Origin of the sequence: Sporomusa termitida (genome assembly GCF_007641255.1) — a bacterium.
In the GTDB taxonomy this organism is placed as follows: Bacteria; Bacillota; Negativicutes; order Sporomusales; family Sporomusaceae; genus Sporomusa; species Sporomusa termitida.
Genome location: NZ_CP036259.1, coordinates 1,783,521 through 1,810,078, shown reverse-complemented (window position 1 = coordinate 1,810,078; position 26,558 = coordinate 1,783,521). Strand labels below are relative to the sequence as shown.

Annotated in this window: 31 protein-coding genes, 1 pseudogene and 1 riboswitch; of the genes and pseudogenes, 9 read left to right on the top strand and 23 right to left on the bottom strand. The window is 46.8% G+C overall.

The genetic code is table 11. From position 1 onward, the window contains the following. Nucleotides 1–53: 53 nt before the first annotated feature. The 8 genes from SPTER_RS08125 to SPTER_RS08090 all read right to left on the bottom strand — a co-directional run bounded on the left by SPTER_RS08125 (nt 54) and on the right by SPTER_RS08090 (nt 8,382). Entirely contained in the window at nt 54–470 is a 417-nt protein-coding gene (locus SPTER_RS08125; RefSeq protein ID WP_144349944.1) for a type II secretion system protein, read from the bottom strand. A gap of 33 nt (nt 471–503) precedes the next feature. Continuing rightward, on the bottom strand, nt 504–1,724 hold the full coding sequence (locus SPTER_RS08120; RefSeq protein ID WP_144349943.1) for a type II secretion system F family protein: 1,221 nt from the start codon (nt 1,722–1,724) through the stop codon (nt 504–506). A 14-nt stretch (nt 1,725–1,738) separates the two neighbouring features. Continuing rightward, complete coding sequence (locus SPTER_RS08115; RefSeq protein WP_281289509.1) at nt 1,739–2,791, bottom strand: type IV pilus twitching motility protein PilT; 1,053 nt, start codon at nt 2,789–2,791, stop codon at nt 1,739–1,741. A gap of 54 nt (nt 2,792–2,845) precedes the next feature. Continuing rightward, on the bottom strand, nt 2,846–4,522 hold the full coding sequence (gspE, locus tag SPTER_RS08110; RefSeq protein WP_144349942.1) for a type II secretion system ATPase GspE: 1,677 nt from the start codon (nt 4,520–4,522) through the stop codon (nt 2,846–2,848). A 103-nt stretch (nt 4,523–4,625) separates the two neighbouring features. Next, nucleotides 4,626–4,708, bottom strand: a riboswitch (cyclic di-GMP riboswitch). A 139-nt stretch (nt 4,709–4,847) separates the two neighbouring features. Next, the gene (locus SPTER_RS08105) at nt 4,848–5,714 is read right to left on the bottom strand and encodes a shikimate dehydrogenase (protein ID WP_246105530.1); all 867 of its coding nucleotides are present in this window, start codon (nt 5,712–5,714) and stop codon (nt 4,848–4,850) included. 31 nt (nt 5,715–5,745) lie between these two features. Then, the gene (locus SPTER_RS08100; RefSeq protein ID WP_144349941.1) at nt 5,746–6,525 is read right to left on the bottom strand and encodes a carbon-nitrogen family hydrolase; all 780 of its coding nucleotides are present in this window, start codon (nt 6,523–6,525) and stop codon (nt 5,746–5,748) included. Between the two features lie 10 nt (nt 6,526–6,535). Beyond that, nucleotides 6,536–7,039 (bottom strand): YqeG family HAD IIIA-type phosphatase, encoded by a 504-nt coding sequence (locus SPTER_RS08095; RefSeq protein WP_144349940.1) that lies wholly within the window; start codon nt 7,037–7,039, stop codon nt 6,536–6,538. 875 nt (nt 7,040–7,914) lie between these two features. After that, complete coding sequence (locus SPTER_RS08090) at nt 7,915–8,382, bottom strand: hypothetical protein (RefSeq protein ID WP_144349939.1); 468 nt, start codon at nt 8,380–8,382, stop codon at nt 7,915–7,917. Between the two features lie 267 nt (nt 8,383–8,649). On the opposite strand from SPTER_RS08090, the gene SPTER_RS08085 reads away from it, so the two are divergent. Further along, nucleotides 8,650–9,171: a CBO0543 family protein gene (locus tag SPTER_RS08085; protein ID WP_246105529.1), complete on the top strand. Its 522-nt coding sequence runs from the start codon at nt 8,650–8,652 to the stop codon at nt 9,169–9,171. 192 nt (nt 9,172–9,363) lie between these two features. Further along, nucleotides 9,364–9,897: a hypothetical protein gene (locus tag SPTER_RS08080; protein WP_144349937.1), complete on the top strand. Its 534-nt coding sequence runs from the start codon at nt 9,364–9,366 to the stop codon at nt 9,895–9,897. An 85-nt stretch (nt 9,898–9,982) separates the two neighbouring features. Here the strand turns inward: SPTER_RS08080 and SPTER_RS08075 are convergent, their stop codons facing one another. Continuing rightward, complete coding sequence (locus SPTER_RS08075; RefSeq protein WP_211367523.1) at nt 9,983–10,549, bottom strand: GH25 family lysozyme; 567 nt, start codon at nt 10,547–10,549, stop codon at nt 9,983–9,985. A gap of 159 nt (nt 10,550–10,708) precedes the next feature. Here SPTER_RS08075 and SPTER_RS24670 point away from each other — a divergent pair, with 159 nt between their 5' ends. Then, complete coding sequence (locus tag SPTER_RS24670; protein ID WP_170233208.1) at nt 10,709–10,867, top strand: hypothetical protein; 159 nt, start codon at nt 10,709–10,711, stop codon at nt 10,865–10,867. 255 nt (nt 10,868–11,122) lie between these two features. On the opposite strand, the gene SPTER_RS08070 is transcribed toward SPTER_RS24670, so the two are convergent. Together SPTER_RS08070 and SPTER_RS08065 are read right to left on the bottom strand one after the other, a co-directional pair. After that, the gene (locus SPTER_RS08070; RefSeq protein ID WP_144349936.1) at nt 11,123–11,440 is read right to left on the bottom strand and encodes a hypothetical protein; all 318 of its coding nucleotides are present in this window, start codon (nt 11,438–11,440) and stop codon (nt 11,123–11,125) included. Then, nucleotides 11,440–11,652, bottom strand: a complete 213-nt coding sequence (locus SPTER_RS08065; RefSeq protein WP_144349935.1) for a hypothetical protein — start codon at nt 11,650–11,652, stop codon at nt 11,440–11,442. The genes SPTER_RS08070 and SPTER_RS08065 overlap by 1 nt, the downstream gene beginning before the upstream one ends. Before the next feature lie 537 nt (nt 11,653–12,189). On the opposite strand from SPTER_RS08065, the gene SPTER_RS08060 reads away from it, so the two are divergent. The 6 genes from SPTER_RS08060 to SPTER_RS08040 all read left to right on the top strand — a co-directional run bounded on the left by SPTER_RS08060 (nt 12,190) and on the right by SPTER_RS08040 (nt 16,031). Further along, complete coding sequence (locus tag SPTER_RS08060; protein ID WP_144349934.1) at nt 12,190–12,519, top strand: helix-turn-helix domain-containing protein; 330 nt, start codon at nt 12,190–12,192, stop codon at nt 12,517–12,519. A gap of 451 nt (nt 12,520–12,970) precedes the next feature. After that, complete coding sequence (locus SPTER_RS08055) at nt 12,971–13,159, top strand: hypothetical protein (RefSeq protein WP_144349933.1); 189 nt, start codon at nt 12,971–12,973, stop codon at nt 13,157–13,159. A 463-nt stretch (nt 13,160–13,622) separates the two neighbouring features. Further along, nucleotides 13,623–13,814: a DUF4177 domain-containing protein gene (locus SPTER_RS08050; RefSeq protein ID WP_170233207.1), complete on the top strand. Its 192-nt coding sequence runs from the start codon at nt 13,623–13,625 to the stop codon at nt 13,812–13,814. 51 nt (nt 13,815–13,865) lie between these two features. Next, complete coding sequence (locus tag SPTER_RS24665) at nt 13,866–14,018, top strand: hypothetical protein (protein WP_170233206.1); 153 nt, start codon at nt 13,866–13,868, stop codon at nt 14,016–14,018. Between the two features lie 354 nt (nt 14,019–14,372). Then, nucleotides 14,373–15,185 (top strand): SDR family oxidoreductase, encoded by an 813-nt coding sequence (locus tag SPTER_RS08045; protein ID WP_144349931.1) that lies wholly within the window; start codon nt 14,373–14,375, stop codon nt 15,183–15,185. Nucleotides 15,186–15,272: 87 nt separating this feature from the next. Continuing rightward, nucleotides 15,273–16,031, top strand: coding sequence for an SDR family oxidoreductase (locus SPTER_RS08040; protein WP_144349930.1), 759 nt, complete (start codon nt 15,273–15,275; stop codon nt 16,029–16,031). A gap of 449 nt (nt 16,032–16,480) precedes the next feature. On the opposite strand, the pseudogene SPTER_RS25875 reads toward SPTER_RS08040, so the two are convergent. The 12 genes and pseudogenes from SPTER_RS25875 to SPTER_RS07985 all read right to left on the bottom strand — a co-directional run. After that, nucleotides 16,481–16,687 (bottom strand): annotated as a pseudogene (locus SPTER_RS25875) (IS256 family transposase); the annotation flags it as partial. 105 nt (nt 16,688–16,792) lie between these two features. Then, nucleotides 16,793–18,097, bottom strand: coding sequence for an acetyl-CoA hydrolase/transferase family protein (locus SPTER_RS08030; RefSeq protein WP_144349928.1), 1,305 nt, complete (start codon nt 18,095–18,097; stop codon nt 16,793–16,795). A gap of 299 nt (nt 18,098–18,396) precedes the next feature. Continuing rightward, the gene (locus SPTER_RS08025; protein ID WP_281289508.1) at nt 18,397–18,879 is read right to left on the bottom strand and encodes a methyl-accepting chemotaxis protein; all 483 of its coding nucleotides are present in this window, start codon (nt 18,877–18,879) and stop codon (nt 18,397–18,399) included. Nucleotides 18,880–19,005: 126 nt separating this feature from the next. Then, entirely contained in the window at nt 19,006–19,803 is a 798-nt protein-coding gene (gene istB / locus SPTER_RS08020; RefSeq protein WP_144349924.1) for an IS21-like element helper ATPase IstB, read from the bottom strand. After that, entirely contained in the window at nt 19,803–21,020 is a 1,218-nt protein-coding gene (istA, locus tag SPTER_RS08015; RefSeq protein WP_144349234.1) for an IS21 family transposase, read from the bottom strand. The genes istB and istA overlap by 1 nt, the downstream gene beginning before the upstream one ends. A 74-nt stretch (nt 21,021–21,094) precedes the next feature. Next, nucleotides 21,095–21,457 (bottom strand): hypothetical protein, encoded by a 363-nt coding sequence (locus tag SPTER_RS08010; RefSeq protein WP_144349922.1) that lies wholly within the window; start codon nt 21,455–21,457, stop codon nt 21,095–21,097. 362 nt (nt 21,458–21,819) lie between these two features. Then, on the bottom strand, nt 21,820–22,605 hold the full coding sequence (locus tag SPTER_RS08005; protein ID WP_144352806.1) for a short-chain-enoyl-CoA hydratase: 786 nt from the start codon (nt 22,603–22,605) through the stop codon (nt 21,820–21,822). Nucleotides 22,606–22,645: 40 nt separating this feature from the next. Beyond that, nucleotides 22,646–22,903 carry a 3-hydroxyacyl-CoA dehydrogenase family protein gene (locus tag SPTER_RS25285; protein ID WP_246105528.1) on the bottom strand — a complete coding sequence of 86 codons (258 nt, stop codon included), beginning with the start codon at nt 22,901–22,903 and terminating at the stop codon, nt 22,646–22,648. A gap of 49 nt (nt 22,904–22,952) precedes the next feature. Next, nucleotides 22,953–23,087, bottom strand: a complete 135-nt coding sequence (locus SPTER_RS25605; protein ID WP_281289507.1) for a hypothetical protein — start codon at nt 23,085–23,087, stop codon at nt 22,953–22,955. 60 nt (nt 23,088–23,147) lie between these two features. Beyond that, complete coding sequence (locus tag SPTER_RS07995; RefSeq protein ID WP_144349920.1) at nt 23,148–24,344, bottom strand: electron transfer flavoprotein subunit alpha; 1,197 nt, start codon at nt 24,342–24,344, stop codon at nt 23,148–23,150. Between the two features lie 17 nt (nt 24,345–24,361). After that, complete coding sequence (locus SPTER_RS07990) at nt 24,362–25,150, bottom strand: electron transfer flavoprotein subunit beta/FixA family protein (RefSeq protein WP_144349918.1); 789 nt, start codon at nt 25,148–25,150, stop codon at nt 24,362–24,364. 178 nt (nt 25,151–25,328) lie between these two features. Further along, nucleotides 25,329–26,468, bottom strand: a complete 1,140-nt coding sequence (locus tag SPTER_RS07985; RefSeq protein ID WP_144349916.1) for an acyl-CoA dehydrogenase — start codon at nt 26,466–26,468, stop codon at nt 25,329–25,331. Between the last annotated feature and the right edge of the window lie 90 nt (nt 26,469–26,558).

Genomic DNA, 26,558 nt, shown 5'->3' with positions numbered 1-26,558 from the left:
GATATATTTAACTAGGACAAACAGTCCTAGTTAAATATATCTTGTTACCAGCTTTATCTGTTGAAGTCCTCCGAATTATTACCATCTAGAGTAGCCCTCATCGCAGCTCCAGTACCTGTAAGTACATAAGCAGTAGCAGTAATATTTGCTGCAGTACCATTAACAAATGCGCGTCCTGTAGGTGGTGCTGGTGAAGCTGCCAATAGTCCGTCACCAACTAATGTCGTTGAACCAGCGTCACCATCAATAGCAGTCGGATCGGTACCATTCTGTGCTTGATACATTGCTATAGCACTATCAAGTATACGAAGGTCAGCTGCTGCTTTTGCCGTATTTGCAGCTGTTGTTGAGTCAGCAAATTTAGGTACGGCGATAGCTGCCAAAATGCCTAAAATCGAAATTACTACCAAAAGTTCCACCAGTGTAAACCCTTTTTGATTCCCCATACGCTTTCTAATATTTTGAAACATAGTTTTCACCTCCTTTCTCAAAGAAAACTGTAGTTAGCGCCCCATATTGGTTATAACATCAAAGAGCGGCAATACCACCGAAATAACAATAAACCCTATCACCACTCCCAATATCCCGACAATCACCGGCTCCATAATACTGCTTAAACGACTGACCGTGTCCTCGACCTCACTCTCATAAAAGTCAGCTACCTTTTCCAGCATTTTGTCCAGGGCGCCGCTTTCTTCGCCAATCGCCACCATGTGGATTACCATGGGCGTAAAGATCTTGCTTGAGCCCAGGGTCGAGGCCAGGCCCACGCCTTCCTGCACACTAACCTGGGCCTTGGACAGCGCATCGGTCATGCTCAAATTGCCAATCGTCTTTTTAACCACATCCAGGGCCGTAATGATCGGCACACCGCCGCGCACCAGGGTACTCAGGGTGCGGCTGAACCGGGCAATGGCAATCTTTCTGGCCAGCGGGCCGGCGATCGGCAGTCTCAAAATCAGCCGGTCAAGCTGCTTGCGGGTGCCTTCCTTGGTATAGGCGACTTTTAAGGCAATGAGCAAACAACTCAATTCCAGCAACACCAGCCACCAGTAATTCTTCAAAAAGTCACTTACCGCCAGCAGCAGCCTGGTCGGCCAGGGCAGCTCCACCTTAATGCCGGCAAACAGGCTTAAAAAGGTCGGCATGACAAAGGTAAGAATAAATACCACACACAAGACAGCCAGCGTAATGACAACCGCCGGATAGGTCATGGCCGACTTGACCTTCTCATTCAGTTTATGCTCTTTCTCAAAGTGGGTTGCCAGCCGGTTTAATATATCGTCAAGCACCCCGCCCACTTCGCCGGCCTCCACCATATTCACCATGATGGTGGGAAAGATCCGGGGGTGTTCGGCCAGGGCGCGGGAAAAGGTCTCGCCCTCTTTTACCTTTTTATAAACACTCTGCAGGGCGGCTTTGATACGCGTATTGGCGGTCTGATCAATCAGGACACTCAGGCAGGCTACCAGCGACAAACCGGCATCCACCATGGTGGCAAACTGGCGGCAAACCATGGCCAGATCCCTAATTTTCACCGTCTGGAAGCTGTCGGCAATGGCCCCTAAGGTACCGCCCGGCCGGCCCTGTTCCTTGATCTCCAAAACGAAATAGCCTTTTTCCCGGCAATGGAGAGCGACCGCCATCTCGCTGTCAGCCAGGATACTGCCGCTATGCAGCTGGCCGCTGCGGTCTTTGGCTTTATATTCGTAGGTTTTGGCCATTCGTCATCTCCTTGTCAGCTGTTGGCCAAACGGATAAAGTTCTCCGGGTTCATGGACCGTTCCAGGGCATCTTCATAACTGATAATCCCCCGCCGGAACAGGTCCCGCAATGAGAAATCCATCGCCTGCATGCCAAACCTGGCGCCGGTCTGGATGACAGAGGCGATTTGATGGGTTTTCCCCTCCCGGATCAGATTGCGCACAGCCGGGGTCACCATCAACAGTTCATGGGCCACAATCCGTCCGTTGCCGTCCAGGCGGGGCAACAGCTGCTGGGAGACAATGCCCTGCAGGGTCAGCGACAGCTGGATCCGGATTTGCTGCTGCTGATGGGGCGGAAAGACGTCAATGATCCGGTCGATCGTTTGGGCGGCATCACAGGTGTGCAGGGTGGCAAAAACCAGATGGCCCGTTTCGGCAGCGGTAACGGCGATGCCAATGGTCTCAACATCGCGCATCTCCCCCACCAGGATGACATCCGGGTCTTCCCGCAGGGCGGCCCGCAGCGCATTGGCGAAGGATTTGCTGTCGGCATGGATCTCGCGCTGATTAACAATACATTTTTTGTGTTTGTGCAGGTATTCGATCGGATCCTCCAGGGTCAGCACATGGCAGGCCCGTTCGTTGTTGACAAGGTCAATCATTGCCGCCAGGGTAGTGGACTTGCCGCTGCCGGTCGGTCCGGTGACCAGTACGAGGCCCCGCGGCATACGGGCCAGGGTTTTTAATATCTCCGGATGGCCCAGCTCATCAAGGGTCGCGATCCGCTCATTTACCACCCGGATAGCAATGGCGGCCGAGCCCCGCTGCCGGAATGCGTTTACCCGGAACCGGCTCAGGCCGGGGATGGCAAAGGAAAAATCAAGCTCACCGGTCTGCCAGAATTTCTCCTGCTGTTCCGGCGAGGCAATGGCCTCCAGCATTGTCCGGGTATCCTGCACCGTTAACGGTGCCGCATCAGTCCGGACCAGGCTGCCATTAAGGCGCAGCACGGGCGGTACGCCGACTGTAATATGTACATCAGAGGCTCGTTTCTCAACTGCGGCCCTCAGTAGTGCTTCCATCATCAAGGTATCCTCCATTATCTACGGCAATGACTGCTTACATTTGAAGTAACCGCGCTACAGACCGGCATAGGCCACCCGCATGACCTCTTCCACCGTGGTGAGGCCGGCCAGCGCTTTCCCGATCCCATCCTGACGCATCGACAGCATCCCCTGGCTTTTGGCGGCCAGCGCAATTTCATCGGCCGAGGCCCGCCTGGTAATCAATTCTCTGATGACTGATGTCACCGGCATGACCTCATGAATCCCCATCCGGCCCTTGTAGCCGGTAAAGCCGCAGGCTGCGCAGCCTGTGCCCCGCTGCAGGCATAAGGGCTGGTCCGGGGCCAGGCCGAGAAACAGCCGTTCCAGGGAGTCAGCCGCCGGTGTATAGCTGGTTTTGCATTCCGGGCAGATGCACCGGACTAAACGCTGGGCCAGTACGCCCAGGATGGAGGAAGCGGCCAGAAAAGGCTCGACCCCCATATCGATCAGCCGCGTAATCGCCCCCGGGGCATCGTTGGTATGCAGGGTGCTTAACACCAGATGACCGGTCAGCGCCGCCCGAATAGCGATATCGGCGGTTTCCGTGTCCCGGATTTCGCCGACCATCACAATATTCGGGTCCTGACGCAATATAGACCGCAAGCCCAGGGCAAAGGTCAGGCCGGCCCGGGGATTGACCTGGACCTGGTTGATACCGTCCAAACGGTATTCAACAGGATCTTCCACCGTAATTGTATTCTTGCTGATGGTGTTAATTTCTCCCAGGGTTGAGTAGAGGGTTGTCGTTTTGCCTGATCCGGTTGGGCCGGTGACCAGAATCATGCCGTAAGCCTGGGTGTACAGGCGGCGGAAGGTCTGCAGGTTATCAGGGGCAAACCCCAGCTTGCCGACATCCAGGATGACAGTCTGCTTGTCGAGAATCCGCATAACCACCTTTTCGCCCAGAATGGTCGGCAAGGTCGATACCCGGATATCAATATCACGGCCGGCTTCGGTAATCTTGATCCGGCCATCCTGGGGCAGGCGCCTTTCGGAGATATCCATGCCGCCGGTAATCTTGATCCGGGACACAATGGCGGCCTGGATATCGCGGGTAAAGGACGCCACTTCCCGGAGCACCCCGTCAATCCGGAACCGGACCCGCAGTGTTTTTTCCTGCGGTTCCAGGTGGATATCGCTGGCCCGTTCCCGCACCGCCTGGCTGAACAGCGAGTTAACGATGCCGATAATCGGCGCGTCATCAGCGGTTTGGACCTGGGCCATAGGCGCAGCTTCATCCGGCTTTAACTGATTAACTGCTTTTTCGACTAAGTCATTAACCCCATAGTATTGACTGATGGCCCGCATAATCTCCCGCTCCGCAGCAATAACCGGTTCGACCTCACACCCGGATGCCATCCGGACATCGTCAATGGCAAAAAAATTAGTCGGATCAACCATTGCCAGTGTAAGTCTATGCCCCTCTTTTTTTACCGGGATAATCTGATAGCGTTCAGCCAAAGCAACCGGAATGGTCGCCACAATTTCGCGGGCCAGAGCCATACCGGCAAGCTCCACATGCGGCACACCGAGCTGAAATTCCAGGACCTCGATAATATTGTTTTCTGTTATGTAACCCAGATTAATGAGGACCTTCCCCAGCCGCTCGCCGGTTTGCTTTTGCACAGTCAGGGCTTTGTCCAGTTGCTCCCGGGAGATCAGGCCGGCTTCAATCAGCAGATCACCTAACCGTTTGCGGTTGTTTAACATATATGCGCTCCATTATTTTATAGTCCGCAAAAAACTAATTTTGCTCCCAGTGGCTGAGGTGGTGTAGGAAAAAATGAAAACAACCGGCCAAGCAAAATATAACTATTTTTGCGGCCGGTTGCACTACTCGCTCCCCCTGGTCTAAGTGCCCAAATACAGACCAGAATTCATTGCTCCGTTATGCTGATAACAACAAGGTTGCAGATTTTTTATTAAAGTATATTCGCCTGACAATTTACAATTCCTGCATTTTTTTGTTAAGGTTATATAAACTTTAATAAATTTAAACAGCTATAAAAAGTATAATTGATAATGACTCTCATTGTCAAGATGGATTACCGCTTAATCCTGCCAGTAAGGCCTGGCGCATAACCGGCAGCGGCGCCGGAACCCCTGTCCACAGTTGAAAAGCAAGCGCCCCCTGTTCCAGCAGCATCCCCTCGCCGGTAACCACAGTATGGCCACGCCGGCTGGCTTCGGCCAAAAAACCGGTTTGCAGCGGATTGTAGACAAGATCGGAGATCACTGCTGTCGGCTTAATATGCGCCCAGGCCAGCGGCGGCTGGCTTGCACTGTCCGGATACATGCCTAAGGGGGTGGTGTTGACAATAATATCGGCCTTAGCCACTGTTTCTGCAAATGCCGCTGAGTCCCAGCCGCTGCTGTTCACCGGTGTCCCGGTGCCGGCAAATAGCCCGGCAACCGCGGCTGCCCTGGCCGTATCCCGGGCGCCAATACCGACGGCAGCAATGCCGCCTTCAACCAAACCGGCCACTACAGCCCGGGCGGCCCCGCCTGCCCCCAAAACAACAGCATGTTTCGCCTTGACAGCAACCCCGGCTGACAGCAGTGAGCCGATGTAGCCGCCGGCATCGGTGTTATAGCCAATCAGCCGGCCGGCGCTGATAACGACCGTATTCACCGCCCCTGCCAGGCGGGCACTGTCATCAAGGTCATCAAGGCAGTCAATAATAGCCACTTTGTGCGGGATAGTGACATTAACGCCGCTAAAGCCCAGGGCCGCTAACCCGGTTACCGCCTGGGGCAGCAACGCCGGTGGTGTGGGCAGCGGCAGATAGACATAGTCAAGACCGCTGGCCGCAAAGGCCGCATTGTGCATGGCCGGGGACAGGGAATGACTGAGCGGCCAGCCCAGTAATCCAACTTTTTGTGTTTTAGTCGTTATGATCATAATTTCTCCTTTACTCCGGCCCTATGCCCTTTTAACAGGAATAAAGATCAGGCCGGCGGTCGGCAAAAGTCAGCATATCCTTGCGGGCCCCGGCCACCCGGGCCGGATCGATTTCACCATAAATAATTGTTTCCCGGTCATCCCCTTCGGCGATGATCACTCCTTCCGGATCAACAAGCAGCGAATGTCCGTAAAAAGGGCTGCCTTTATGCTCACCCACACAGTTTACGGCACAGATATACAGGTGGTTTTCAATCGCCCGGGCCTGGACCAAGGTCCGCCAGTGGTGGCCCCGGGCCGCCGGCCATCCGGCCGGCACAAACACAGCCTGAGCCCCCTGCAATGCCAGTGAGCGGAATAATTCGGGAAACCTGAGATCATAGCAAATTGCCACTCCGGCCGTCATCTTGTCCAGTGACAGCAGCCCAAGTTTAGTGCCGGGGGCAAAAAAATGCTCTTCGCCATACATACTGAACAGGTGTACCTTCTCATAGCTGTTAATGATAGTGCCCTGCCGGTCTATTACCATTGTGGTGTTATAGGTCCGGCCATTACGACTGACGGGAACAGAGCCGGCAATGATGTTTACGTGATGTTTGCGGGCAATCCCGGCCAATTGGGTCATCAGCGGCCCGTCGATATGTTCAGCAGCCTGAGCCACATTTTTAAGAGCATAGCCGGTTGTCCATATCTCCGGCAAGATAATGACATCGGCTTTATCAGCAGCCTCTTCAACAAGTGCGAGGCCTTTGTTTTTATTGCCTGCCACATCACCGGCCACGATCTCCATTTGCAGCATTGCGATCTTCATCAATACCCTCCTATAGACGCCCGCTGGCCCGCAACAGGCGGATGGCCAGTTTTTCAAACTGCCGGGTAATCTTAGTGCCGATAAATTCCTGCGACGCCAGCGGCTGCACCCAGATTGTGAATAAACCAAGCCGGTTACCGCCCAGCATATCGGTAAATAGCTGGTCGCCGACCACGGCAACCTCAGCCGGAGTCAGCCCCAGCGTATGTACAGCCTGCCGGAAACCGGTCCGGGCCGGTTTTAAAGCCCGGGCCACAAAGGGGGCGCCACATTGGTCAGCAATAGCCTTTACCCTCTTATTGCCATTGTTTGACAGCAGACAGACTTTTAGCTCATGTCCGCTTAACTGCTGCAGCCAGGCACGCATGTCCGGGCCCAGTTCCGGACTGTTCCAGGCAACAATGGTATTATCAAGGTCAAAGATGATGCCCCGGATACCACGCTGCTTCAGCAGTGCCAGATTAATGTCATATATAGTGTTAACAACTAAACAGGGGGTGAGTAATTTGAGCAAGTTTCCCTCCAAAAAATCCATTATTATGAGTTAATAAAAATTATAGCATGATAAAAACAAAAACAAAAGCGACTGCCGCCGCACAGACTACTTCAGACTGCCAGGAAATTATTATGCCTCTTTATTAGCCAATGATTTCAGCCCCTTGCGACTTATACAAGTTGCAAAGGCTGTTTATTGATTACTCTGCTGAGCTTTAATTTGTTCCAAAAATTATTCGACATTCATTTCCTATATCCTTCCATAATAGACAAAATAATTCAATTCCATAGCGACACTGGATTGTTGCTTCAGGAAGAGTAATCACCCGGCAGCTGAAGCCGCCGGGTGATTATTTCAGTAATGCACGTCCCTGATAGTTGGTTGTTGTTTCGCTACATTGCCACTGCTACCACATATTTTGATATCAGCATATTTTGATTTTATTGTCCTTTCCAAGACGCTCGCGAATGAAGTTGATTTCTTTTTATTTAATCTATCCTTGGATTGATATCGATAATTTTGCTTATGGTAATCGCAAGCAGGTTGTGCCGATGCTATTTTTAAAATCATATAATCACACTCCTTGACCCATTAATAGGGCTTACTGGCCATTCCTAGTGGTTAATTTAAGGTTAACATGAGAATATGACAAAAACATGACCAATATGGTAAGAAAACCAAGAGACCTACCAAAATCCATTGTGAAGCGGCAGTTTATATTTGTTGCAATGAGGCACAGTGCATCACCTGCAGTTAAGCAAAAGAAAAGCGAAAAGCGCCCGAAGGACGCCTAATTTTAATTTCCGCATAATTTATTCGTTATCCTTTTTTTCTCTTTGCTCTCCGGCTAACGGCTTAGCTGCCGCCGGACAATAATTAACAGAAGATTCGTTTTATTTTGAGCGAACAAAGACATCCTCCTGCCACATTTGATAGGAATAGACAATAATTAAATGTATGGCCGTTATGATAAATGCCCCCATTCCGGAAAACATATCTTGGTTAAGCCACACGAATATTTCCCGCCGGTGTAGTACCGGCTGAACCAAAAAGATCAATACTAAACTACCCATGATCTGAGCAGCTGCATATAACAAGAATCGACCATAGGTATATTTGAGTATCCACATCGCGCCTACCGGCAATGCGCCATAAACATAACTAATCATTTCACTGAACGGATAAATATTTTCTCTTATCTCCCATAATTTCAAGGTAACACCTGCGTCGATAATTATAGTATTCGTTGCGATCACAAACAAGGCTGCCGGCATCCACCTTTTAATATCTTCTTTAGGCATTAAAAAGAGAGTTAGCCATGGCAATAATAGCATTCCCCATAAAATTGTTTGGTTGCTCATAACATATCCCCTCACCATCTTGTTTACTCAATTTATTTTTGCACATTTTTTGAACTTTATACCAAAAATTACTCGTGCCAGCAACAAATTGAGCGGCAACCCGGTTTAGCCCAATATTACACTGCTAACCTGTTGAATTATTACCTTGTCACAAGGTAATACTACTTAAAACTTCAGGTGGTGATGCTCTTGACGTTCCTAAATGGAAGTAAGGAAATGTATATATCAATAGTCAGTATAGTAATTGCTTTTATCGGGAGCTACTTTTTGCTGCGAATTGACTGGAAACGTTATGGACTTTTATATCTAATTGCAACCATCATCGGCAATACCCTATGTTACATATTTGTCAAAGTCGGTTTTTACTCTTTTCCTTATATTTTCTTACCTGTTGCCAAAATACCGGCAGTAGCTGTTACCACAGCTTTTTCATTCTACGTTTTGTTTGGTGTCCGGTATAGCCCGGTAAAATGGCCTTATAAAATTGCTTATTATGGCGTAATTGTAAACCTAGGCGTATTGTTAGAGACAATTTTTAAAAACACAACTGATTTAATTCAGTACGCTTATGAGTGGGACTTTTGGGATTCGTACACTTCTTGGTGGGCATTTTTTATACTCATGGAATGGATTGGCGGGAAGATCATACCAAGCAATCTGAGAAAACCCTTAAAAGAAGAAGCCTTCCGTTTTGGAAATTGGTTTTTCTTTGTGATCCATTTTGTGGGGATATGTACAGTATTTCTTGCAGGTCTATATCTAGGCGTGTTGATAAAAGAAACTATTTAGACAACCGAATGGTCAACCGGTATAGTTCGCCGCGGTACCGGAATTCTAACTCTCCATCGCCCGGGTAAGTTTGGCTTCGTAGCTTTGCGCGAATCTGTATTGCTTGTTGCCCCTGGTGTTAGTCTCCTTTTCGTATATTATTCAAATTGCGAGTAAAGCTAATCCCAACAATTTTTGTCAGGAGGGGTTGTTATGAGTAATAGCTTTATCATGTGGTCTTTAACTATAGTTCCTTGGTTATCCCTTTTCTTTATGAAGAAAAACGAGATTAAACACTGGATGCCGGTTGCCACGTTTGCAGTTGTACTGACGACCATAATTGGGGATATAGGAATTAGGTTAGGATTTTGGGCTACCCGGGAATCGATCTATCCCTTTGCCCAAATGTTACCTTACGCTTTTGGCATAATGCCTGTATTAACAATATGGGTTTTTAAATTCACATATGAACGATTCTGGCTATATATGGTTACTAATACAATCTTAGATATCGGGTTTAATTTCTTTCTACTGAATTATTTTTTATCTAGTAGAGGTATAATCGACATCAACATATCCCCGTTTCTGTCATTGCCGATCACTTTAATGCACGCAGTAGTGATTTATGGTTATCAAAGGTGGCAGGACGATGTATTACTAAGCACCAGAAACGTTGCTGAGTACAAATGCCAGCCAGCGGCAGCAAAACCTTTTGCAAATCTACCAAAGGATGAAGAAAACGATTAACCATTTTAATTAGCCAGCTCTTGGGTTAGGCGCTCCTAGAGAGTACCGCCTGGCGCTTAGTTAAATTAAGCATTTAAATCGCCCCTCATATATAGCGGATATTTCCGTCAAAGCATTTGCCGCCGATCTCCAGGCGGTCTGTGTACTGCCACAGATAGCCTTTAATATCGTCATTTTCTCCCCACTGAGCATTCCACACAGCACAACCAAGACTGCGCCAGTCAATGTAATTAGCAAACCACCAATATGAGGCGTAAACCCCGCAATCCAAACCAATATTGTCAATAAAAGCCTTGCACATGGCCGTTATCTCTGCCGGGTCAAAAGAAAAACCGTTGCGTTTTTTATACCCGTCAGCATCCTCCATATCGAAGAATACCGGCAGGTCAAGCAATACACCGCAACTGTCAATGGCTTCACGGCAGTTAGCCGCTTCCTGAATTGCATCTTTGACACATAAAGCATACGAATAATGATAGGCCCCTACTTTCAATCCAGCCGCTTTTGCTCCAGCTACGTTTTTAGTAAACATGTTGTCTTTCGATTGCAGACCGTACGAACTGCGAATAATCGCAAACTCAATACCAGCAGCCGCTACCGCCTGCCAGTCAACTGCGCCGTTGTGGTAAGATACATCGATACCTTTTATCATTCTCATCCCCCCATTAAAACTTTGTACAATTCAAAAGCAACTAAATTTTCCATTCCTGTATATAATTTAATTGATACGCACAATATACAATGGGATAATTTACCATTATAAGGATAAAAAAAGTACATTCGGAAACACTATCACCAAGGGGTGATTGCTATGAAAAAGTCTGTTGAAGAACAGAAACTTGATGCGAATATGTCGGTAGGATATGGCCCAAATAATCCGGAGCCATTATCTTTTAAGGAATCAGAAGTTCCGAAAGATAAAGATGCACTGCATTCAGCCGGGGAATATATTAATGGACCAAAGAGCTAGTTACCGGGACTAAACCATAGCGGGATACTTAATCCCGCTATTTCTTTATTTCTGCATCAGAATGGGCTTCAAGAATAGCCCCTAATATATAGACATTCTTGGCACATCTGTCAATCAGTCGCACATTCCAGGGACAATCCGGCTAAACTGAGGGCATCCGAGCATCGATTTTTCATGCGCCAATTGATATGTAAACCGGAAGTCTCCTTGTATCTGTCACTCCCACTCCATTCGCCCGGCCGTTCTCCCTGAGGGCTATTTTTCTTCAACCCAGTAATTAATAAGCAACTTGTCGCCCGGTAAAATTAATCCATGCGGATATCGGTCAGCAAACACCGTGTCCCAGTTGAGTGCAATAATTCCTTCGCGAAATTCGCGAACATCACGGCTAACAGATGACTTTGACATAAAGTGATAGGAAATATCATCTAGTCTCTCACCTGCTTTAACTATGTAGACCTCGGTCACCAGCTTACCGTTAGCCACTGGTTCATTACTGTTGCCACAGCTAACAGTCAGTACAATGATCAACCATACCAGTACAGCAACTATAAAATATTGGCGCTTAAGCATCACTGTCCCCACCACTTCCGCTTCGACGCTTGCATAAGAGTTGTATAAACATACCTTTCTAGCGATATTTCTTTTCTGAATACGCTAGCTAGTTGCAAATCACCTTCGCCTTCTGCTTCGTCTGCCAACTGTTGCCGGTACTTATTTTTTACGCTTACGGCTTTTTCTAGCAAAGGCTTATTGCCGTCTGGAAAATCAATGGTGATTAACACACTATTCCCTCCTATCCCGCATATCTATCTGCAATCTCATGCACCCCGCCATAGGCACTTATCACAACTCGCCGCGGTCTATAACAGGCAACACCCCCTGCACACCGGCTGGCGTTGATTCTGCCTGACTATCGCAGACCGTTAACGCCTGCCCACAATTGGTACAACGCATGCCGGCCCCCGCTTGTCTATTCTCTAAAAAAGCCAATTATTCGGTTGTAAGTAACGCCGGCCGCCGCTGCAGAATCTTACATTGTAGTTTCTCCCTTCCAGCCTAAAAGATTGAATTTTATCTTTTCCATGCAATCACCTCTAGCACTATATATATATATGCCCTGGCGAGTTAATGATTGTTGTTGTATTAATTCCAGCCATAAGCTTTTCATTTCCACACCTCATTGGCGGCGTAATACTTAACATTTTTTACTTATGGTAGCCCTTTCGTTATACAGCCAAACTACTTTCGTGTCTTTTCGCCACATATATTTTTGTGGCTCTTTGCAACATGTATAATGATGTTAAAAAGGAGGCCCTGCAATGCTTGGTGAACGTTTAAAACAGTTGCGCGAAAAGAAAAAACTTACCCAACAAGAGATGGCTAATTTGCTTGGTATTGCTCGCGGCACCTATGCACATTATGAAATTAATAGCAGAGAGCCCGACAATGCCACGTTAGGCCGACTTGCTGATTTTTTTGGTGTTACCACGGACGAACTTTTAGGCAGACAAAAAAATACTCAAGTAGATAAAGAAATCAGTCAAGAAGAACTAACAAAACTGTTTGAAAGCCTTTCGCCCGAAGAACAAAAGGCTTTCCTGATTAAGCATATTATTCCGATCTTAGGTGACGATCATCGAAGTAAATAAGCTGCTGCTTTATTCGCTGCCTCTCCATGCAAACCGCCCCATTCCTGCAAATATGGATATGGATAAAGCGAGGTGATATTATGAGAGACTAACTATTAAAACAAATACTTAGCAAAATACAAACTGTCCATCAACGCCTTGGTCTGTATCGAAACTGAATGTTATCAAGTTAAAAACTGACATTTCCGAAATTAAACTTGATATTTCTAGCCTTGAGGATCAGATGATCGAAGCCAACCAAATCGTCAAAGTTATTCGGCATTATACTTAATTTATTAGTGCAGAAGTAACACCACTTTAACGCCGCCAGGACTTCAGAACCGTGTAAAATTCAGCATAGACGCAGCAAAACACGGCAAGTAATCAGACAAGCCGTGTTTATAAGTACTTCTTCTAGAATGTACTTATAGCAAGGTTATTCTTCTAACCATTCTCTTTAGAGGTGAACATTATGCCACTTACAAAAGAGCAAAAGAAAAGAATTTATGAGGAAGAACTTGAGCGTATTAAAGCCCGCGAGCGTATTGAGGCAGAACGTGCTCGAAAACAGCAGACAAAATCCTCAGCACGAGCTATAAATTGGGTTATTATCTTAGGTTTTTTACTGATGATTTATATAATGTTTGGTGGAGGTAATTAATCTCACGTGCCATAGTAATAGCTATGTGCTTTCCAGATCATTTCCGCCAGAATCAAAGAAGCCCCGGAGTGCGGAGTATGGAAATAATACGATGAAATGGGGTGCTAAGCCTATGCCTAAAGTGCAACGAAACATCCTCATTTTCTATTTCTCCGCGATAATTTTGATCAATATCTATATACCATGCCTAGTGCAAAGATCAGAGAATATCGGTACTACAGTACGATCCCATACGGTAACAGAGTTTCATTTTGTGTGGAATATCCCCAAAAGCTTTGAGTCTACAGTAGTTGCCCTTAACTGGCGGTACATAGTTACGGAATTATTCTTGACTTCAGCTTTAACAGGTGCTGCATTGTGTGCTACACAGTATAAGATATACACCGGAAGAAAACCTAATAACATATCAAATGATGATTAGATGCTTACTATTAAACAAAAAATTTACGAGAGGAGAGTCAAGATGCGACAATATAAAGTGGTTGAGGTAAAGAAAAAAGGGTTTTTAGGAACCTCACGACTCGATGGTGAGCGGCTTGAGGAAATCTTAAATGAACAAGCCCAGGCTGGCTGGATTTTTGACAAGCACATTTCTGGAGAAACCCTGGTTCTTGATAAAGACACTATTATGCTTATCTTCTATCAAGAAAAATAGGCGGCAAAGCCACCTATTGAAACGTTAACTATCGCTTAGTGAGGTATATCTATGAAAGTATCAGTTAATAAGAAGTTTTTCCTGGAGCAGGCCCTCCCTATCATTGACTTTAATCGTATTGCACTCGCCGCTTATGGCGGCGTTCTTTCTGTAGCCAGTTTTGGGAACACCGTGAATTTCCGTGTGCCAGCTTTAGTTGTCTAGGCAGGGCAGTCTTTCTTGACTTGTGATGAGTGGCGCGGGTTAGTTGGTCGGATACAGGCGGCACCGGGCAGTATGGTGGATATTGAATTATGATTTTATTGGCACTGTAAATTGTTCAAGTTTAAATCGAAAATATTAACAGTTACAATTTGTTAAGAGCAGATGAACTATCAAGGTTGCTCAATGATTTTTGTTTTAACTCTTTTTGACAAAGCATATCATAATTTGCTAGTAGTTGGGAACAATAAGATAAAATGTCCGAAGTTGAAATTGTTAAATATTTTCCTGTAAGGGGAATGGTGAAGTATTACTTCAAAAGAAGTCAGAAGTTATTAGATTAGACGGGAGTGAAAAATGAAAAAAGTATGTGTAATTACTGGTGGTGGCAGCGGAATGGGACTTGCAACCGCAAAAATATTAGGTAAAAATAATTACATAATTATTGCAGGTAGAACAATTAATAAACTACAAAACGCTCTTGAAGAATTAAGCGCTGAAGGAATTGAAGCGGAATCCTTTGCGTGTGATATTTCAAAATATGCTTCAGTAGCCAAACTAGCAGCACATGCGAGGGAAATTGGAGTGATTTCTTCCGTAATACAGGCTGCAGGTCTGTCTCCACATATGAGTGAAGCTAAAACAATAATGGAAGCGAATGCTCTGGGGACAATCAACATGCATGAGGCTTTTTACGGCATCATGGAGGAAGGTTCTTGCATGTTAGATGTTGCATCAATGTCTGGCTACCTTGTCCCGAGAATAAATATTCCCCAGAGAGAGTACAAGTACAGTAGAATCAACAAAGAAACATTCATAAATAAAATGATAGCAATGATTAACGTTTTTCCTCAAAAGCTTAGGTCAAGTATGGCATACGGTATTTCCAAAAACTTTGTTATTTGGTACGCCAAAACTGATGCAGCACGGTTTGGGCAGAAAGGTATTCGAGTGATTTCCGTATCGCCAGGCTCTTTTCAGACGCCTATGGGTGAATTGGAAAAAGAAAGCGTTGAGAGTCACATCAAATTTTGTGCAATAAAGCGTCTAGGGCGTGTAGAAGAAATTGCAGATTTATTTGCTTTTTGTGTAAGCGATAAAGCAGGATATTTAACCGGGGTGGATATACTTTGCGATGGTGGTTGTGTTGCTGGGATGAAAAATAAGTAAGCAATATATTTTGGCCGAGCGATCCTTATTCCTACTAAGAAATTGCAACGACAAAAATATAAACATATTATGTTACGGGAGGAAAAAATGAAACTTAAGGAAAAAGTAGCTATAGTGACAGGAGCTGCTTCAGGAATGGGGAAATCCATTGCAATACTATTTGCTCAAGAAGGAGCAAATGTGGTAGTGTCTGATCTTAATTTAGAAGGTGCGAACGAAACGGTAGGTGAAATTGAGGCAAATGGTGGTTCTGCAATGGCTATATTAACTAATGTAACCAAAGAAGACGACATTCAAAATCTAATTGATACTACTGCTGCAACTTATGGAACAGTTGATATACTAGTCAACAATGCAGGAATAATGGATAATATGGCTGCAGTTGCTGATGTTACAGACGAATCTTGGTGCAAAGTGTTAGAAGTTAATGCCACTTCCGTAATGCGGGCTACTAGAAAAGTATTGCCAATTTTTTTTGCTAAAAGTGGTGGGGTAATTATCAATATAGCTTCGGTCGGAGGATTTCATGGAAGTATAGCTGGTGCTGCCTATACTGCTTCCAAGCATGCAGTAATAGGATTAACCAAGAATACGGGTTTCCAATATGCAAAAGAAGGAATTCGTTGCAATGCCATAGCTCCAGGAGCAGTAAAAACCAATATTAATATAACTATGACCAATATTAATCAGAAGGGTGCAGCGATATGTACGAGCGGAATGAGTACGGTACCACGGATTGGTGAACCGGAAGAAATAGCACGAACTGCTCTGTTCCTGGCTTCAGATGATTCCAGCTTTGTTAATGGTACCGTTTTAACCGTCGATGGTGGTTGGACTGCATATTAAAACTTTCACTATGAGAATTGTTTTGGCGATTACCTTGGGAGTCTATTGATAGTTTTGCAATTTAAAATTCCTTATGATAAGAAATAGTGACTTTTGGGATTCAAAGATAGTTCATTTCAGGTAATCATGACACCAGTGGGACCGAACTGGCGACCTACTTTTTCCTTACATTTTTCATTGAAGTTGTCTAAATGATCGAAATTGCCTTGATATAGAGCCAAAATGAGGAGTATAGCGCAAACCGTGCAAATGGAATAATCATTCAGAATATTGGGTAAGCTAACTCATGCTTTTACTGATGTACAGGATAGGGCAACGCAGAGGTGCGACCCGAGCGATGCATCAGGTTAGGTGTGGCGGCGATGCTCCTGAGAGTGTCGCCTTGTTTATCGCCGCCTTGGAAAACAAAAACGATAAACCTCGGGGGTCCGGGGCAGCGCCCCCAGCAATTAACTAACGCAGGACAGCTGGAACCTGTCATCGAAAAACATCATGAGCTGCCCTATTAGATACCCCAATCACGGATAGGCATACTCCATTTTTTAGCAATTTCCTGTATTGACAGGAAAACAGACTTTCTGACAGAGTCGTCGGTGGGGTAAATGGTCTTGGTATATTTGCGCAGCATCCGGGTGAAAACCCTCCACCGTGTTAGTCGGTAAAACTTGCTTTTTTATCTCCTTGCTTCAACTCATTGACAAAAGGCACCTTCCTTTTGCGTAAAGTGCCTTTTTGTCTGCGGTCTGAATAATACGATGCAATCATATTATTATATTTATCTTCTTAGCGGCAAAAATTAGTTCGTCGCGGAATTTCGGATGTGCAATTGCAATCAATGCTTTAGTACGAGCACTTAGGGAGCGCCCGCGTAGACGAGCGATACCATATTCAGTCACAATATTATCGACGTCATTTTTACCGGTGGATACGATAGCGCCCGAGGTCAGAGTCGGAACGATTTTGCTGATGGTATCATTTTTCGCAGTAGAAAAGAATGCAAGAAAACTCTGGCCGCCCTTGGACTGGACAGCACCACGGACATAATCTAGCTGACCTCCTGTACCGGAAACATGATTTGTGCCCACCGACTCAGCACAGACCTGCCCATAGAAGTCCACTTCCAGTGCAGAATTGATAGATATGAAATTCGGATGCTGCGCAATAACTGCTGGATCGTTGACGTAATCTACCGGCAGGACTTCGATTGCCGGATTGTCGTCGATGTAATCGTAAATACGCTGAGAGCCGAGAGCAAAAGTAGTTACAGATTTTCCCTGATGAATCGGCTTGCAGTTGTTGTCAACAGCGCCGCATTCAATCAATTCAATCATACTGTCAGTAAACATTTCCGTGTGGATGCCGAGATTCTTCTTACTTTTCAACGCCAGACCGACTGCTTCAGGAATAGTACCGATACCGAGCTGCAGTGTTGCCCCATTGGGAATTTCATTTGCAATCAGTTCACCAATCTTGATGCTTGTTTCATTCATTTTCGTAGGCGGAAAAGAGATCAAGGGCATGGTGCTTTCACATAATGCATTGACCTGAGAGATATGAATAACCGGGGCGCTCAGGGAACGCGGAAGATTTTTGTTCACTTCCAGATAGATATATTTTGCCTTTCCAATCAGTGCTTTGCTCAGGGATCCGACCGTACTCATGCTGAAATAGCCGTGTTTGTCCATCGGAGCGACAGCAGCACAGAAGACGTCTATATCCAGATTGTCACGTATAACACGGGGAAAGTCACGATAATAACCGGGTAAAACATCACCGTAACCGTTATTAATAGCTTTACGTGCTCCGGCACTAGAAAACCAGGAAATGCCGGTCAGTTTACCTGCCATTTCGGACTGATAGCAAGGCATGGGGTACAAATCCAGCATTGTGTTCATAATGACACCGGTCAGTCCTTCGACTGCGACGCGAACGCCAATAGCATCACTAATTGCTTTGGGCTGAGAAAGTGCAATATCAGTAAAAATATGTTGGCCGGATTGAATCTGAGCTGCGATCTGATTCGGAATCGTTAATTTGGATTGATATTGTTCTGCATAAGTATTCATAATTCCACCCCTCTTAAATACGACGATAACCAGGCCGAGAAAGATTTTATGCAATTATGTCTTATCTCGGCACTGCTACGTTGAACCAAGTCCATTAGACAAACAGTTGATGGTCATAGTACACCGATCCGCTGCTACGGTAAAAACTGCAGCAGTCTTACCGATTTCAGTTATAACCGCAACTCGGTGACACACCAATCTCCTAGCACCATCGCCCCTGTCTGCCGTCTACGCACAGGGTGGCCAAACCGGTCTTCTGCTGCCGTGTTCATAGTCGTTCAACAATTGCTGCAACTGTGCTATTTACCTTCATTGCTGAGTTTGTCGGCCATCTCATCAAGTTGATGCGCAACGGGAACAGTCTGTTGAACATTTTTGGCTACTTCCGTTATTGCTTCCGCAATCTGATTTACCGCTTCTTTCACATGCTGCAGTTGTGTATGGGACCGAATACTATCGCTCTGAATCACTTGTATGATTTCATCTATACTCTTTACTGAATCAGCGCTGTTAGCCGCTAGTTTGCGTATTTCGTCAGCTACCACGCCGAATCCCCGCCCAGCGTCGCCGACCCGGGCAGCCTCAATTGCGGCATTAAGACCTAAGAGATTTATTTGCGCAGCAATACTTCTAATAAGCCCTATTATCTTATCAGTTTCCTTTACTCTCTCCTGTGATTGCAACGAAGCCTGCTCTAAACTACTTGTTATAGCTGCAATCTCTTCAGCCTGAGCGGATATTTCCTCAGAAGTACTGGCTATCGTGCTAATGTTATCACGCATGGAAACTGCCATATCTTTCATTGCATCTTGCATATCTTGTCAACGCCGGATTAAAAATGACCGAATCGCCGGTTGAAAAATGACCCACTCGCCGGAAGTAAAAACGCCGGAGCCCGTAACCGCCGATCAAGATATCGCCGGTTTGTCCGCTGCATGGATGTCAGCCGGTGGCACCGTTTTTACGCCGGTCTTCAATCTATCCCTGAGTCTATAAGTGTCTCCGCGAATGTTGATGACATGGGCATGATGCAGTAACCGGTCCAGCAAGGCCGTTGCAATTACGGTGTCGCTCATTAATTCGCCCCAGTCGCTAAAGAACTTGTTGCTAGTAAGTATTATGCTGCCCTTCTCGTAGCGTGAGCAGATTAGCTGGAACATTAACTCCGCTGCCTCGCGGTCGAGCTGCGCATACCCAACCTCATCAATGATCAGTATGGCTGGCCTTGTGTAGACCCTCCATCGCCGGTCCAGTTTACCGGTCAGCATGGCTTTTTTCAAATCAGCAATGAGCTGAGCCAAGCTGACGAAATATACTGTGAGGCCTGCTCTGAGCGCCTCAACCGCCAGGCCAACGGCAAGATGGGTCTTACCCACACCAGGCGGACCGAGAAACACTACATTTTCTCGCCGTGCCGCAAAGGCTAGTGTTGCCAGTTCTTTCATTTGTCTGCTATCTATGCCTGGCTGAAAGTTGAAATCGAAATCATCCAGTGTTTTACGGTGCGGAAGACGAGATAATTTCATCCTTGTTTCTTCGCTGCGCCGTTTACGCTCGGCGTTCTCTACTTCGAGAAGCCCTCCGAGGAATGATAAATAAGTTAGTTCACTGTGAGCCGCAGCCTCAAGCCGTGCATCCAGCAGCTCAGATGCCGTGCTAAGTCCCAGTTCTTTTAAAAGGTCACGGGTGTGTTCCAGTTCTATCATCAGATCACCCCGGCAACCCTGTCATACAAGCTGAGCGGCCTGATTTCAACCGTCGGGTTGTCCGTCTGCTTCGCATACGAAAACGGGGCTGCCATCCCATTTCTTTCTGCCAATCCTTCATACTGGCCTTTGAGCCAGACGATTCTGCCCGATGTATATACCACTTTATGATGGGCGATTCTCACTTCGCCGTCATAAGCCTCAAATTTGTCACCGGAAATTCGCACTCTGACTTCACGTCCGCTATACTGCCAAGGTACGCCGTATTTAGCTCCATCAAAGCTGACAAAACCATCGCGCGTCACTTTTCGCAGTTCCCAGCGATAGTTATCGCGAACCGCTTTATCCGGTAGAGGCAGGAGCGGCTCCTTCTGTAAAGCATGAAGTGGTATTTCGCCCGTAGTACCATGTGGTTTGCTATCCACTTTACGGCACCACTCCAGTGCCTGAAGATTCAGGTCGTCAACATCCAGAAACTGTCTGCCTGGAAGGAAGTTGTTTTTTACATAGTCCACAAGCCGTTCTACCTTACCTTTAGTCTGAGGCCTTCTCGGCCGACAAACTTTTGGTAGGAAGCCCATATCGGCGGCAAAATCCTCAAAGCGCTTATTCCAGAGCGGCTTGCCGGCCTCGCTGCCATCAATGACTGTCTTCATCCTGTCAGTGAGAACAACCTGGGGAACACCGCCGAAATATTCGAAGGCGTTTACCATGCAGCGAAGCAGGCTGTAGAAATCGCAGCGTTTCGTGAACTCCACATACTTACTTCTTGAGCTACCCATGATCATCACGAATACCGGCGTTTTATGAACGATGCCATGCTCATCCAGGTAGTGAGTGATGCCCCAGTCCATCTGAGCCTGTTTACCGGGAGGGGTTTCATATCGCCTTACCGCCGGTGAATTCCTTGCTGGACGCATGTCCTTCACATAGTCCTTAAGGATGGTAATGCCGCCTGTATAACCAAGGTTTTGTAGGTGTTCATAGATTACTACACAGTTGAATATGCCGTTTTGTACCATTTCGTCGATTATGGACTTAAATGGATCGAGTTTAGAAGGCCTTGTCCGACCTTTCAGCCGGTGCTGTCCTGTATCACCGGCAGCATATTTCTTTGCCGTATTTTTCGATATACCTAATTCTTTGCCAATTGTATACGGGGATTGACCCGCCAAAGCTTTTTGCCGTATCATAAGTATTAGCCCACTCCTTAACATTTGCTACCTCCTGGTGATCTTGTCAATCCCCATGGTAGCTTATGATTTTGGTGTGGGTCAATTTCTTTTCGGCTCTATGGGTCAATTATATCCCGGCGGTGACAATCTATCGATTCAGCAACAGATATACCGCCAATAACCGCCCCTGTCTCATTAAATATTGGACAGCAAGCGGCAATATAGGGCATTCCGAACAGTGTTTTATCCCCTCGTCTTACTACTCGCCTTTTTTCTTTTATGGCCTGTGCCATCGCGGAACCCGGTGGTATCGGATCCCCGGCACGTGCCCTCATATCCAAATTCTTTGCTGGTATATATAATAAGATTTTTTCCAGGTCTGTTACCGTTACCCCGACATCTTTGTTGATTGATAAACTATTAAAATAAGGCAGTGTATAAATAAAATGTTCTAAATGCGTCTCATCTTTCTCTTTCATACATTTATCTCTCATTTCCAATCGCTGTTTGTTTATTATGAAATGAACTCACCGTCATTATTTATCTGAACTAAATCCTATTTTACTTTCATAGTTTACAACTCAGATGCAACTGTAAAATCCACATCAGTCTTCGCTCTTATAACGTCCACCGTAACCTCGGGTGCTATTGCCTTCATAACAAGCCCGGTTTCAGTCACCACACACAAGTTAGTGATAATAAAGTCAACAACGCCCTTCCAGGTGAGCGGCAGAGTGCATATTCCAGTATCCTTTAGTACGGCCATCTTAGCGGTATATTCCATCGCACCAATGACACGTTTCGCCCTACTCGCATCCTTTACTTTGCCATTTGGATTTAATTATTTCCCAAGAAAAGCAGCCTTTCTCTTTTCAATAAAAGCAGCCATGCCTTCTTTTTGATCCGCTGTGGAAAAGCACAGCCCGAACACTTCTGCCTCGTAGGCCTGTCCACTCTCAAAGTCGACATCTAACCCCTCATTAATAGCAGCCTTACTCAACTGCACAGCTACCGCCCCACGCGACATGATTTTTCGCGCCATCGTCCCAGCCGCATCCATCAACTGTTCTGCCGGTACAACTTTATTAACTAGACCAATGCGGAAAGCCTCATCGGCATTAATCGTGTCAGCGGTATAAATCAGTTCCTTGGCCCTACCCTTGCCAATCAGCCGCGCTAGTCTCTGTGTGCCAGCAAAGCCGGGGGTAATACCCAGACCAACCTCCGGCTGTCCGAACTTGGCTTTGTCAGAGACAATGCGAATATCGCAGGCCATCGCTAATTCGCAGCCTCCGCCCAAGGCAAACCCATTCACGGCTGCAATCACAGGCTGTGGCAGGTTTTCCAACTTGTTAAATACACGCTGCCCGGATTTGCCAAAATTACGTCCTTCCAGGGCCGACATAGGTCGCATCTCAGTGATATCAGCCCCTGCTACAAACGCTTTATCACCGTAACCGGTGATAATCACCACTTTTACCGCTGCATCTTTGGCAACATCGTCCAACAAGCAGTCCAATTCTGCTAACGTGGCAGCATTTAGCGCGTTTAATGCTTGGGGCCGATTCATCGTAATCAGCCCTACCCCATCATAATTCTCGAATAGCACGTTCTCATAATCGGTCATCATTCGCACCCCGTATTCGTTTCATTATTTAGCATTATAGTCATAGAAGCCTTTGCCTTTTTACGCCAAGGTAGCCTGCCGGGGCCATTTTTTCAGCAACGGGCAGACGATATTTAGGATCACTAAAATCGTTATATAGAACTTCCATTATCGATAGAACCGTATCGTTGCCGATTAAATCAGACAAGGCCAAGGGCCCCGTGGGCTGGGCAAAACCAAGCTTCGCTACACAATCAATTTTTTCAACACTGGCTACTCCTAAATCCACCACTCCATTGATCCGCTGCAAGATAGCCACTTGATCGTCAGCGGAATTTTTTCCTCTTTCGACCGCTCTGGCCAAGTTCTTAGCGATGCCGGCTATGCCTTTTTAAACAAATTTTTCCTTGATATCCCGCAATCAGGCCACCTTCCGCCATAACCTGCGCAATACCACTACCCATCTGCCCCGCACCAATTACCAGTACTGTTTTGATTTCCATAGCCGCCCTCCTTATGCTAACTGATCTGAATATTCCAATTATAACTACATCGTTACTTTCTTATGCCTGTTTAATTTTCTTGAATTCCTCTGTCAATAGAGGCAATACTTCACAGACGTCACCCACGATACCGAAGTCAGCCATTCTGAAGATTGGGGCATCGGGATCTTTGTTGATGGCGATAACAACATCCGACGATGACATGCCTGCTACATGCTGAATAGCGCCGGAAATGCCCGCTGCAATATAAATTTTAGGCCCAACGGTCTTGCCTGTCTGTCCCACCTGATGCATATGTGGCTTCCAGCCGGCTTCGACAACCGCCCGGGATGCACCGACGCTCCCCCCCAGCACATTCGCCAGGTCTTCGACAAGGGAGAAGTTTTCGGGCTTACCCATCCCCCGTCCACCGGATATGATAATCTCCGCTTCTTCCAGGTTGCAGGAACCGGTGCATACCTTAATCACTTCGATCAGTTTGGTTCGAATGTCTTCGGCCTTAGCCACGCTCTCCACCCGAATGATTTCACCGGTTTTCGTTGCATCCGGCACCGGCTTTTTGAAGACCGAGGGACGGACGGTGCCCATCTGGGGACGATGTTCCGGACACAGGATGGTGGCCATGATGTTGCCGCCGAAAGCCGGACGTGTCCAAGCGACCAGGCCGGTAGCCTCATCGATGCCTAGGTCGGTGCAATCAGCAGTGAGGCCGGTCCCTACTCGGCAGGCGACTCGAGGTCCTAAGTCGCGGCCGTCATTGGTGGCTCCCAGCAAAATCACGGACGGCTTGTAATTGTTGATCAGGTCGGTAACCACCGCTGTGTAGCCGTCAGTGGTGTAATGGGCCAGTTCCGGTGCCTCTATCAGATACACTTGATCGGCACCGTTAGCAAAAAGATCCTTGGCTACGCCTTCTACCTTGCCACCAATCAGCACAGCCGCCAGTTTTTGTCCCATGGCGTCTGCCAGTTTTCGTCCTTCTCCCAATAATTCTAAACTGACGTTGCGGGGCTGGCCTTCGGCGAGTTCGATGTACACCCAGACGTCTTTATAATCATTTTTGTCCATCCCCACGACTTTAGCTTCTTGTTCCCGGACAATTGCCGCAACCGGACAGATATCGATGCAGGCACCACATTGGGTACAAGCATCTGTGATAATAGCTTTGCTATCCTGCATTTCGATGGCCCCGAACGGACAGGCCGACACACAAGCGCTGCAGCCAATACATTCTTCTTTGTTTATAACTACTGCCATTGTCTATTTCCCCTACCTTATACGATTTTTGCTTCCGATAGTTTTTTCATCAACACAGCCACCGCTTCCCGGGCTGTGTCCTTCTGGATGGTGACCCCTTGAGTGCGCTGGGGTGGGGTGAAGATTTTTCGCACTTGGGTAGGCGACCCTTTCAGTCCTAGTTTTTGCTCTTCCACATCGAGTTCAGTCGCTGTCCAAACGGGAATTTCCGTCCGATTGGCTTTCATCGTCCCTCTTACCGAGGGGAAACGTGGTTCATAGGCCAACGATTTGATGACGGAAATCAGGATCGGAAACTTTGCATTGATAATCTCGTAGCCATCTTCGTGCTCTCGTTCCACCCGCAGTGTATCTTTTTCCACCAGCATGTTTGCTACATAGGTAAGCTGGGCGATACCTAGATGTTCCGCCACCTCCGGCCCGACCTGGGCAGTATCGCCGTCAATGGCTTGTTTGCCACAGAAGATGATATCATAGTTGCCCAGTTTGCGAATAGCCGCAGCCAACGTGTAGCTGGTGGCCAAAGTGTCTGCGCCGCCAAAAGCCCGATCGCTCACCAGAATTGCCGCATCTGCTCCCATGGCCAGACATTCTTTCAGTGCATCTTTTGCTTGTGGCGGGCCCATGGAGATAACTGTGACTTTGCCACCGTGTTTATCTTTCAATTGCAATGCCGCTTCCACTGCATTCTTGTCGAAGGGATTGACAATACTAGGCACGCCTTGCCGAATCAGAGTGTTCGTTACAGGGTCGATTTTCACTTCCGTGGTGTCAGGCACCTGCTTGACACATACAATAATTTCCATTTTACAACCTCCTACAAAATGACCAGCATACAGTTTTTCCAGTATATTTTCTTGGCACATCATCTTTTGCCAAGCTTAGCGTTGCGGCAGTTCTGCTTTCTCACTCAATGAGATATGCGTCTACCGCAACAATTAAGCGCTGTTTTCTTTGGTATACCTCTTGCCTCAGGTTAGTCTTCTAGCGCAATAATGCGGCGGATATAACCATGCGTTGTACTTGATTGGTACCTTCGTAGATTTGGGTGATCTTGGCGTTGCGCATGAGGCGCTCTACCGGATACTCCCGGCTGTAGCCGTAACCACCGAAGATCTGTACCGCATCAGTGGAAACTTTCATGGCCACATCAGAGGCATACAATTTAGCCATGGCCGCCTCTTTGGAGTAAGGCAGTCCATTCTCTTTCAAATAGGCCGCACGATATGTTAATAACCGGGCTGCATCAATTTCTGTTGCCATATCCGCCAGCATGAAGGCGATAGCCTGGTTGCTGGCAATAGGTTTCCCGAATTGCACGCGCTCCTTAGAATATTTAACCGCATGGTCCAAAGCACCTTGAGCAATTCCCAACGCCTGAGCTGCAATGCCAATTCGTCCCCCATCCAGGGTGGTCATGGCAATTTTAAAACCTTCCCCTTCTTTGCCCAACAGATTTTCTTTTGGTACTTTTACATCCTGGAAAATGAGTTCCATGGTGATGGAAGAATTAATCCCCATCTTCTCTTCCTTCTTGCCGAAGGTAAAACCTGGCATGTCTTTTTCCAGGATGAAAGCCGAGATTCCCTTAAGTCCTTTGGACTTATCAGTTATAGCAAAGATCACGTAGGTCTCGGCTTCCCCGCCATTGGTGATAAAAATTTTACTCCCATTGATCACATAGTTGTCACCTTTCACCACTGCCACTGTCTGTTGGGCAGCGGCATCAGTGCCGGCATTTGGTTCAGTTAGGCCGAACGCAGCCATGTGTTTCCCCTCGGCGATGGGGCGAAGATACTTTTGCTTTTGTTCTTCGGTGCCATAGGCGTAAATCGGCCAAGCCCCGAGCGAAACGGTTGCCGACAACGTAACTCCAACGCCATCGTCCACTTTAGATAATTCTTCCACCGCAAGGATATAGCTTAGATAATCACCGCCCGCACCACCGTATTGTTCGGAAAAACAAATACCGTTAAAGCCCATATCTCCCATGGCATCCACTATTTCACGGTCGAAGAAATGTTTCTCATCCCGTTCATGCACTTCAGGAGCTACTTCCTTCTCGGCAAATTCTCTCACCATTTTCTGCATCATTTTTTGGTCCTCTGATAATTCAAAATGCACTTTAAATCCCCCTAAATTTGTGTTTGCTTATTGAAAACCAACCACCTAAGGGGCTGGTCCCTCAATTGATTGTAATACCACTTATAAATA

What these genes read in the sequence shown, in the direction of transcription:
- SPTER_RS08040 (WP_144349930.1), top strand. Translation starts at nt 15,273, where the DNA reads ATGAAACTTAAGGAAAAAGTAGCTATAGTGACAGGAGCTGCTTCAGGA.
- SPTER_RS08010 (WP_144349922.1), bottom strand. Translation starts at nt 21,457, where the DNA reads ATGAAAGAGAAAGATGAGACGCATTTAGAACATTTTATTTATACACTG.
- istA (WP_144349234.1), bottom strand. Translation starts at nt 21,020, where the DNA reads ATGTTAAGGAGTGGGCTAATACTTATGATACGGCAAAAAGCTTTGGCG.
- SPTER_RS08115 (WP_281289509.1), bottom strand. Translation starts at nt 2,791, where the DNA reads ATGATGGAAGCACTACTGAGGGCCGCAGTTGAGAAACGAGCCTCTGAT.
- SPTER_RS24665 (WP_170233206.1), top strand. Translation starts at nt 13,866, where the DNA reads ATGAAAGTATCAGTTAATAAGAAGTTTTTCCTGGAGCAGGCCCTCCCT.
- SPTER_RS08030 (WP_144349928.1), bottom strand. Translation starts at nt 18,097, where the DNA reads ATGAATACTTATGCAGAACAATATCAATCCAAATTAACGATTCCGAAT.
- SPTER_RS08090 (WP_144349939.1), bottom strand. Translation starts at nt 8,382, where the DNA reads ATGAGCAACCAAACAATTTTATGGGGAATGCTATTATTGCCATGGCTA.
- SPTER_RS08100 (WP_144349941.1), bottom strand. Translation starts at nt 6,525, where the DNA reads ATGAAGATCGCAATGCTGCAAATGGAGATCGTGGCCGGTGATGTGGCA.
- SPTER_RS08005 (WP_144352806.1), bottom strand. Translation starts at nt 22,605, where the DNA reads ATGACCGATTATGAGAACGTGCTATTCGAGAATTATGATGGGGTAGGG.
- istB (WP_144349924.1), bottom strand. Translation starts at nt 19,803, where the DNA reads ATGATAGAACTGGAACACACCCGTGACCTTTTAAAAGAACTGGGACTT.
- SPTER_RS08080 (WP_144349937.1), top strand. Translation starts at nt 9,364, where the DNA reads ATGAGTAATAGCTTTATCATGTGGTCTTTAACTATAGTTCCTTGGTTA.
- SPTER_RS07990 (WP_144349918.1), bottom strand. Translation starts at nt 25,150, where the DNA reads ATGGAAATTATTGTATGTGTCAAGCAGGTGCCTGACACCACGGAAGTG.
- SPTER_RS08070 (WP_144349936.1), bottom strand. Translation starts at nt 11,440, where the DNA reads ATGCTTAAGCGCCAATATTTTATAGTTGCTGTACTGGTATGGTTGATC.
- gspE (WP_144349942.1), bottom strand. Translation starts at nt 4,522, where the DNA reads ATGTTAAACAACCGCAAACGGTTAGGTGATCTGCTGATTGAAGCCGGC.
- SPTER_RS08045 (WP_144349931.1), top strand. Translation starts at nt 14,373, where the DNA reads ATGAAAAAAGTATGTGTAATTACTGGTGGTGGCAGCGGAATGGGACTT.
- SPTER_RS25605 (WP_281289507.1), bottom strand. Translation starts at nt 23,087, where the DNA reads ATGGAAATCAAAACAGTACTGGTAATTGGTGCGGGGCAGATGGGTAGT.
- SPTER_RS08050 (WP_170233207.1), top strand. Translation starts at nt 13,623, where the DNA reads ATGCGACAATATAAAGTGGTTGAGGTAAAGAAAAAAGGGTTTTTAGGA.
- SPTER_RS08055 (WP_144349933.1), top strand. Translation starts at nt 12,971, where the DNA reads ATGCCACTTACAAAAGAGCAAAAGAAAAGAATTTATGAGGAAGAACTT.
- SPTER_RS08060 (WP_144349934.1), top strand. Translation starts at nt 12,190, where the DNA reads ATGCTTGGTGAACGTTTAAAACAGTTGCGCGAAAAGAAAAAACTTACC.
- SPTER_RS08105 (WP_246105530.1), bottom strand. Translation starts at nt 5,714, where the DNA reads ATGATCATAACGACTAAAACACAAAAAGTTGGATTACTGGGCTGGCCG.
- SPTER_RS07995 (WP_144349920.1), bottom strand. Translation starts at nt 24,344, where the DNA reads ATGGCAGTAGTTATAAACAAAGAAGAATGTATTGGCTGCAGCGCTTGT.
- SPTER_RS24670 (WP_170233208.1), top strand. Translation starts at nt 10,709, where the DNA reads ATGAAAAAGTCTGTTGAAGAACAGAAACTTGATGCGAATATGTCGGTA.
- SPTER_RS08120 (WP_144349943.1), bottom strand. Translation starts at nt 1,724, where the DNA reads ATGGCCAAAACCTACGAATATAAAGCCAAAGACCGCAGCGGCCAGCTG.
- SPTER_RS08125 (WP_144349944.1), bottom strand. Translation starts at nt 470, where the DNA reads ATGTTTCAAAATATTAGAAAGCGTATGGGGAATCAAAAAGGGTTTACA.
- SPTER_RS08025 (WP_281289508.1), bottom strand. Translation starts at nt 18,879, where the DNA reads ATGCGTGATAACATTAGCACGATAGCCAGTACTTCTGAGGAAATATCC.
- SPTER_RS08075 (WP_211367523.1), bottom strand. Translation starts at nt 10,549, where the DNA reads ATGATAAAAGGTATCGATGTATCTTACCACAACGGCGCAGTTGACTGG.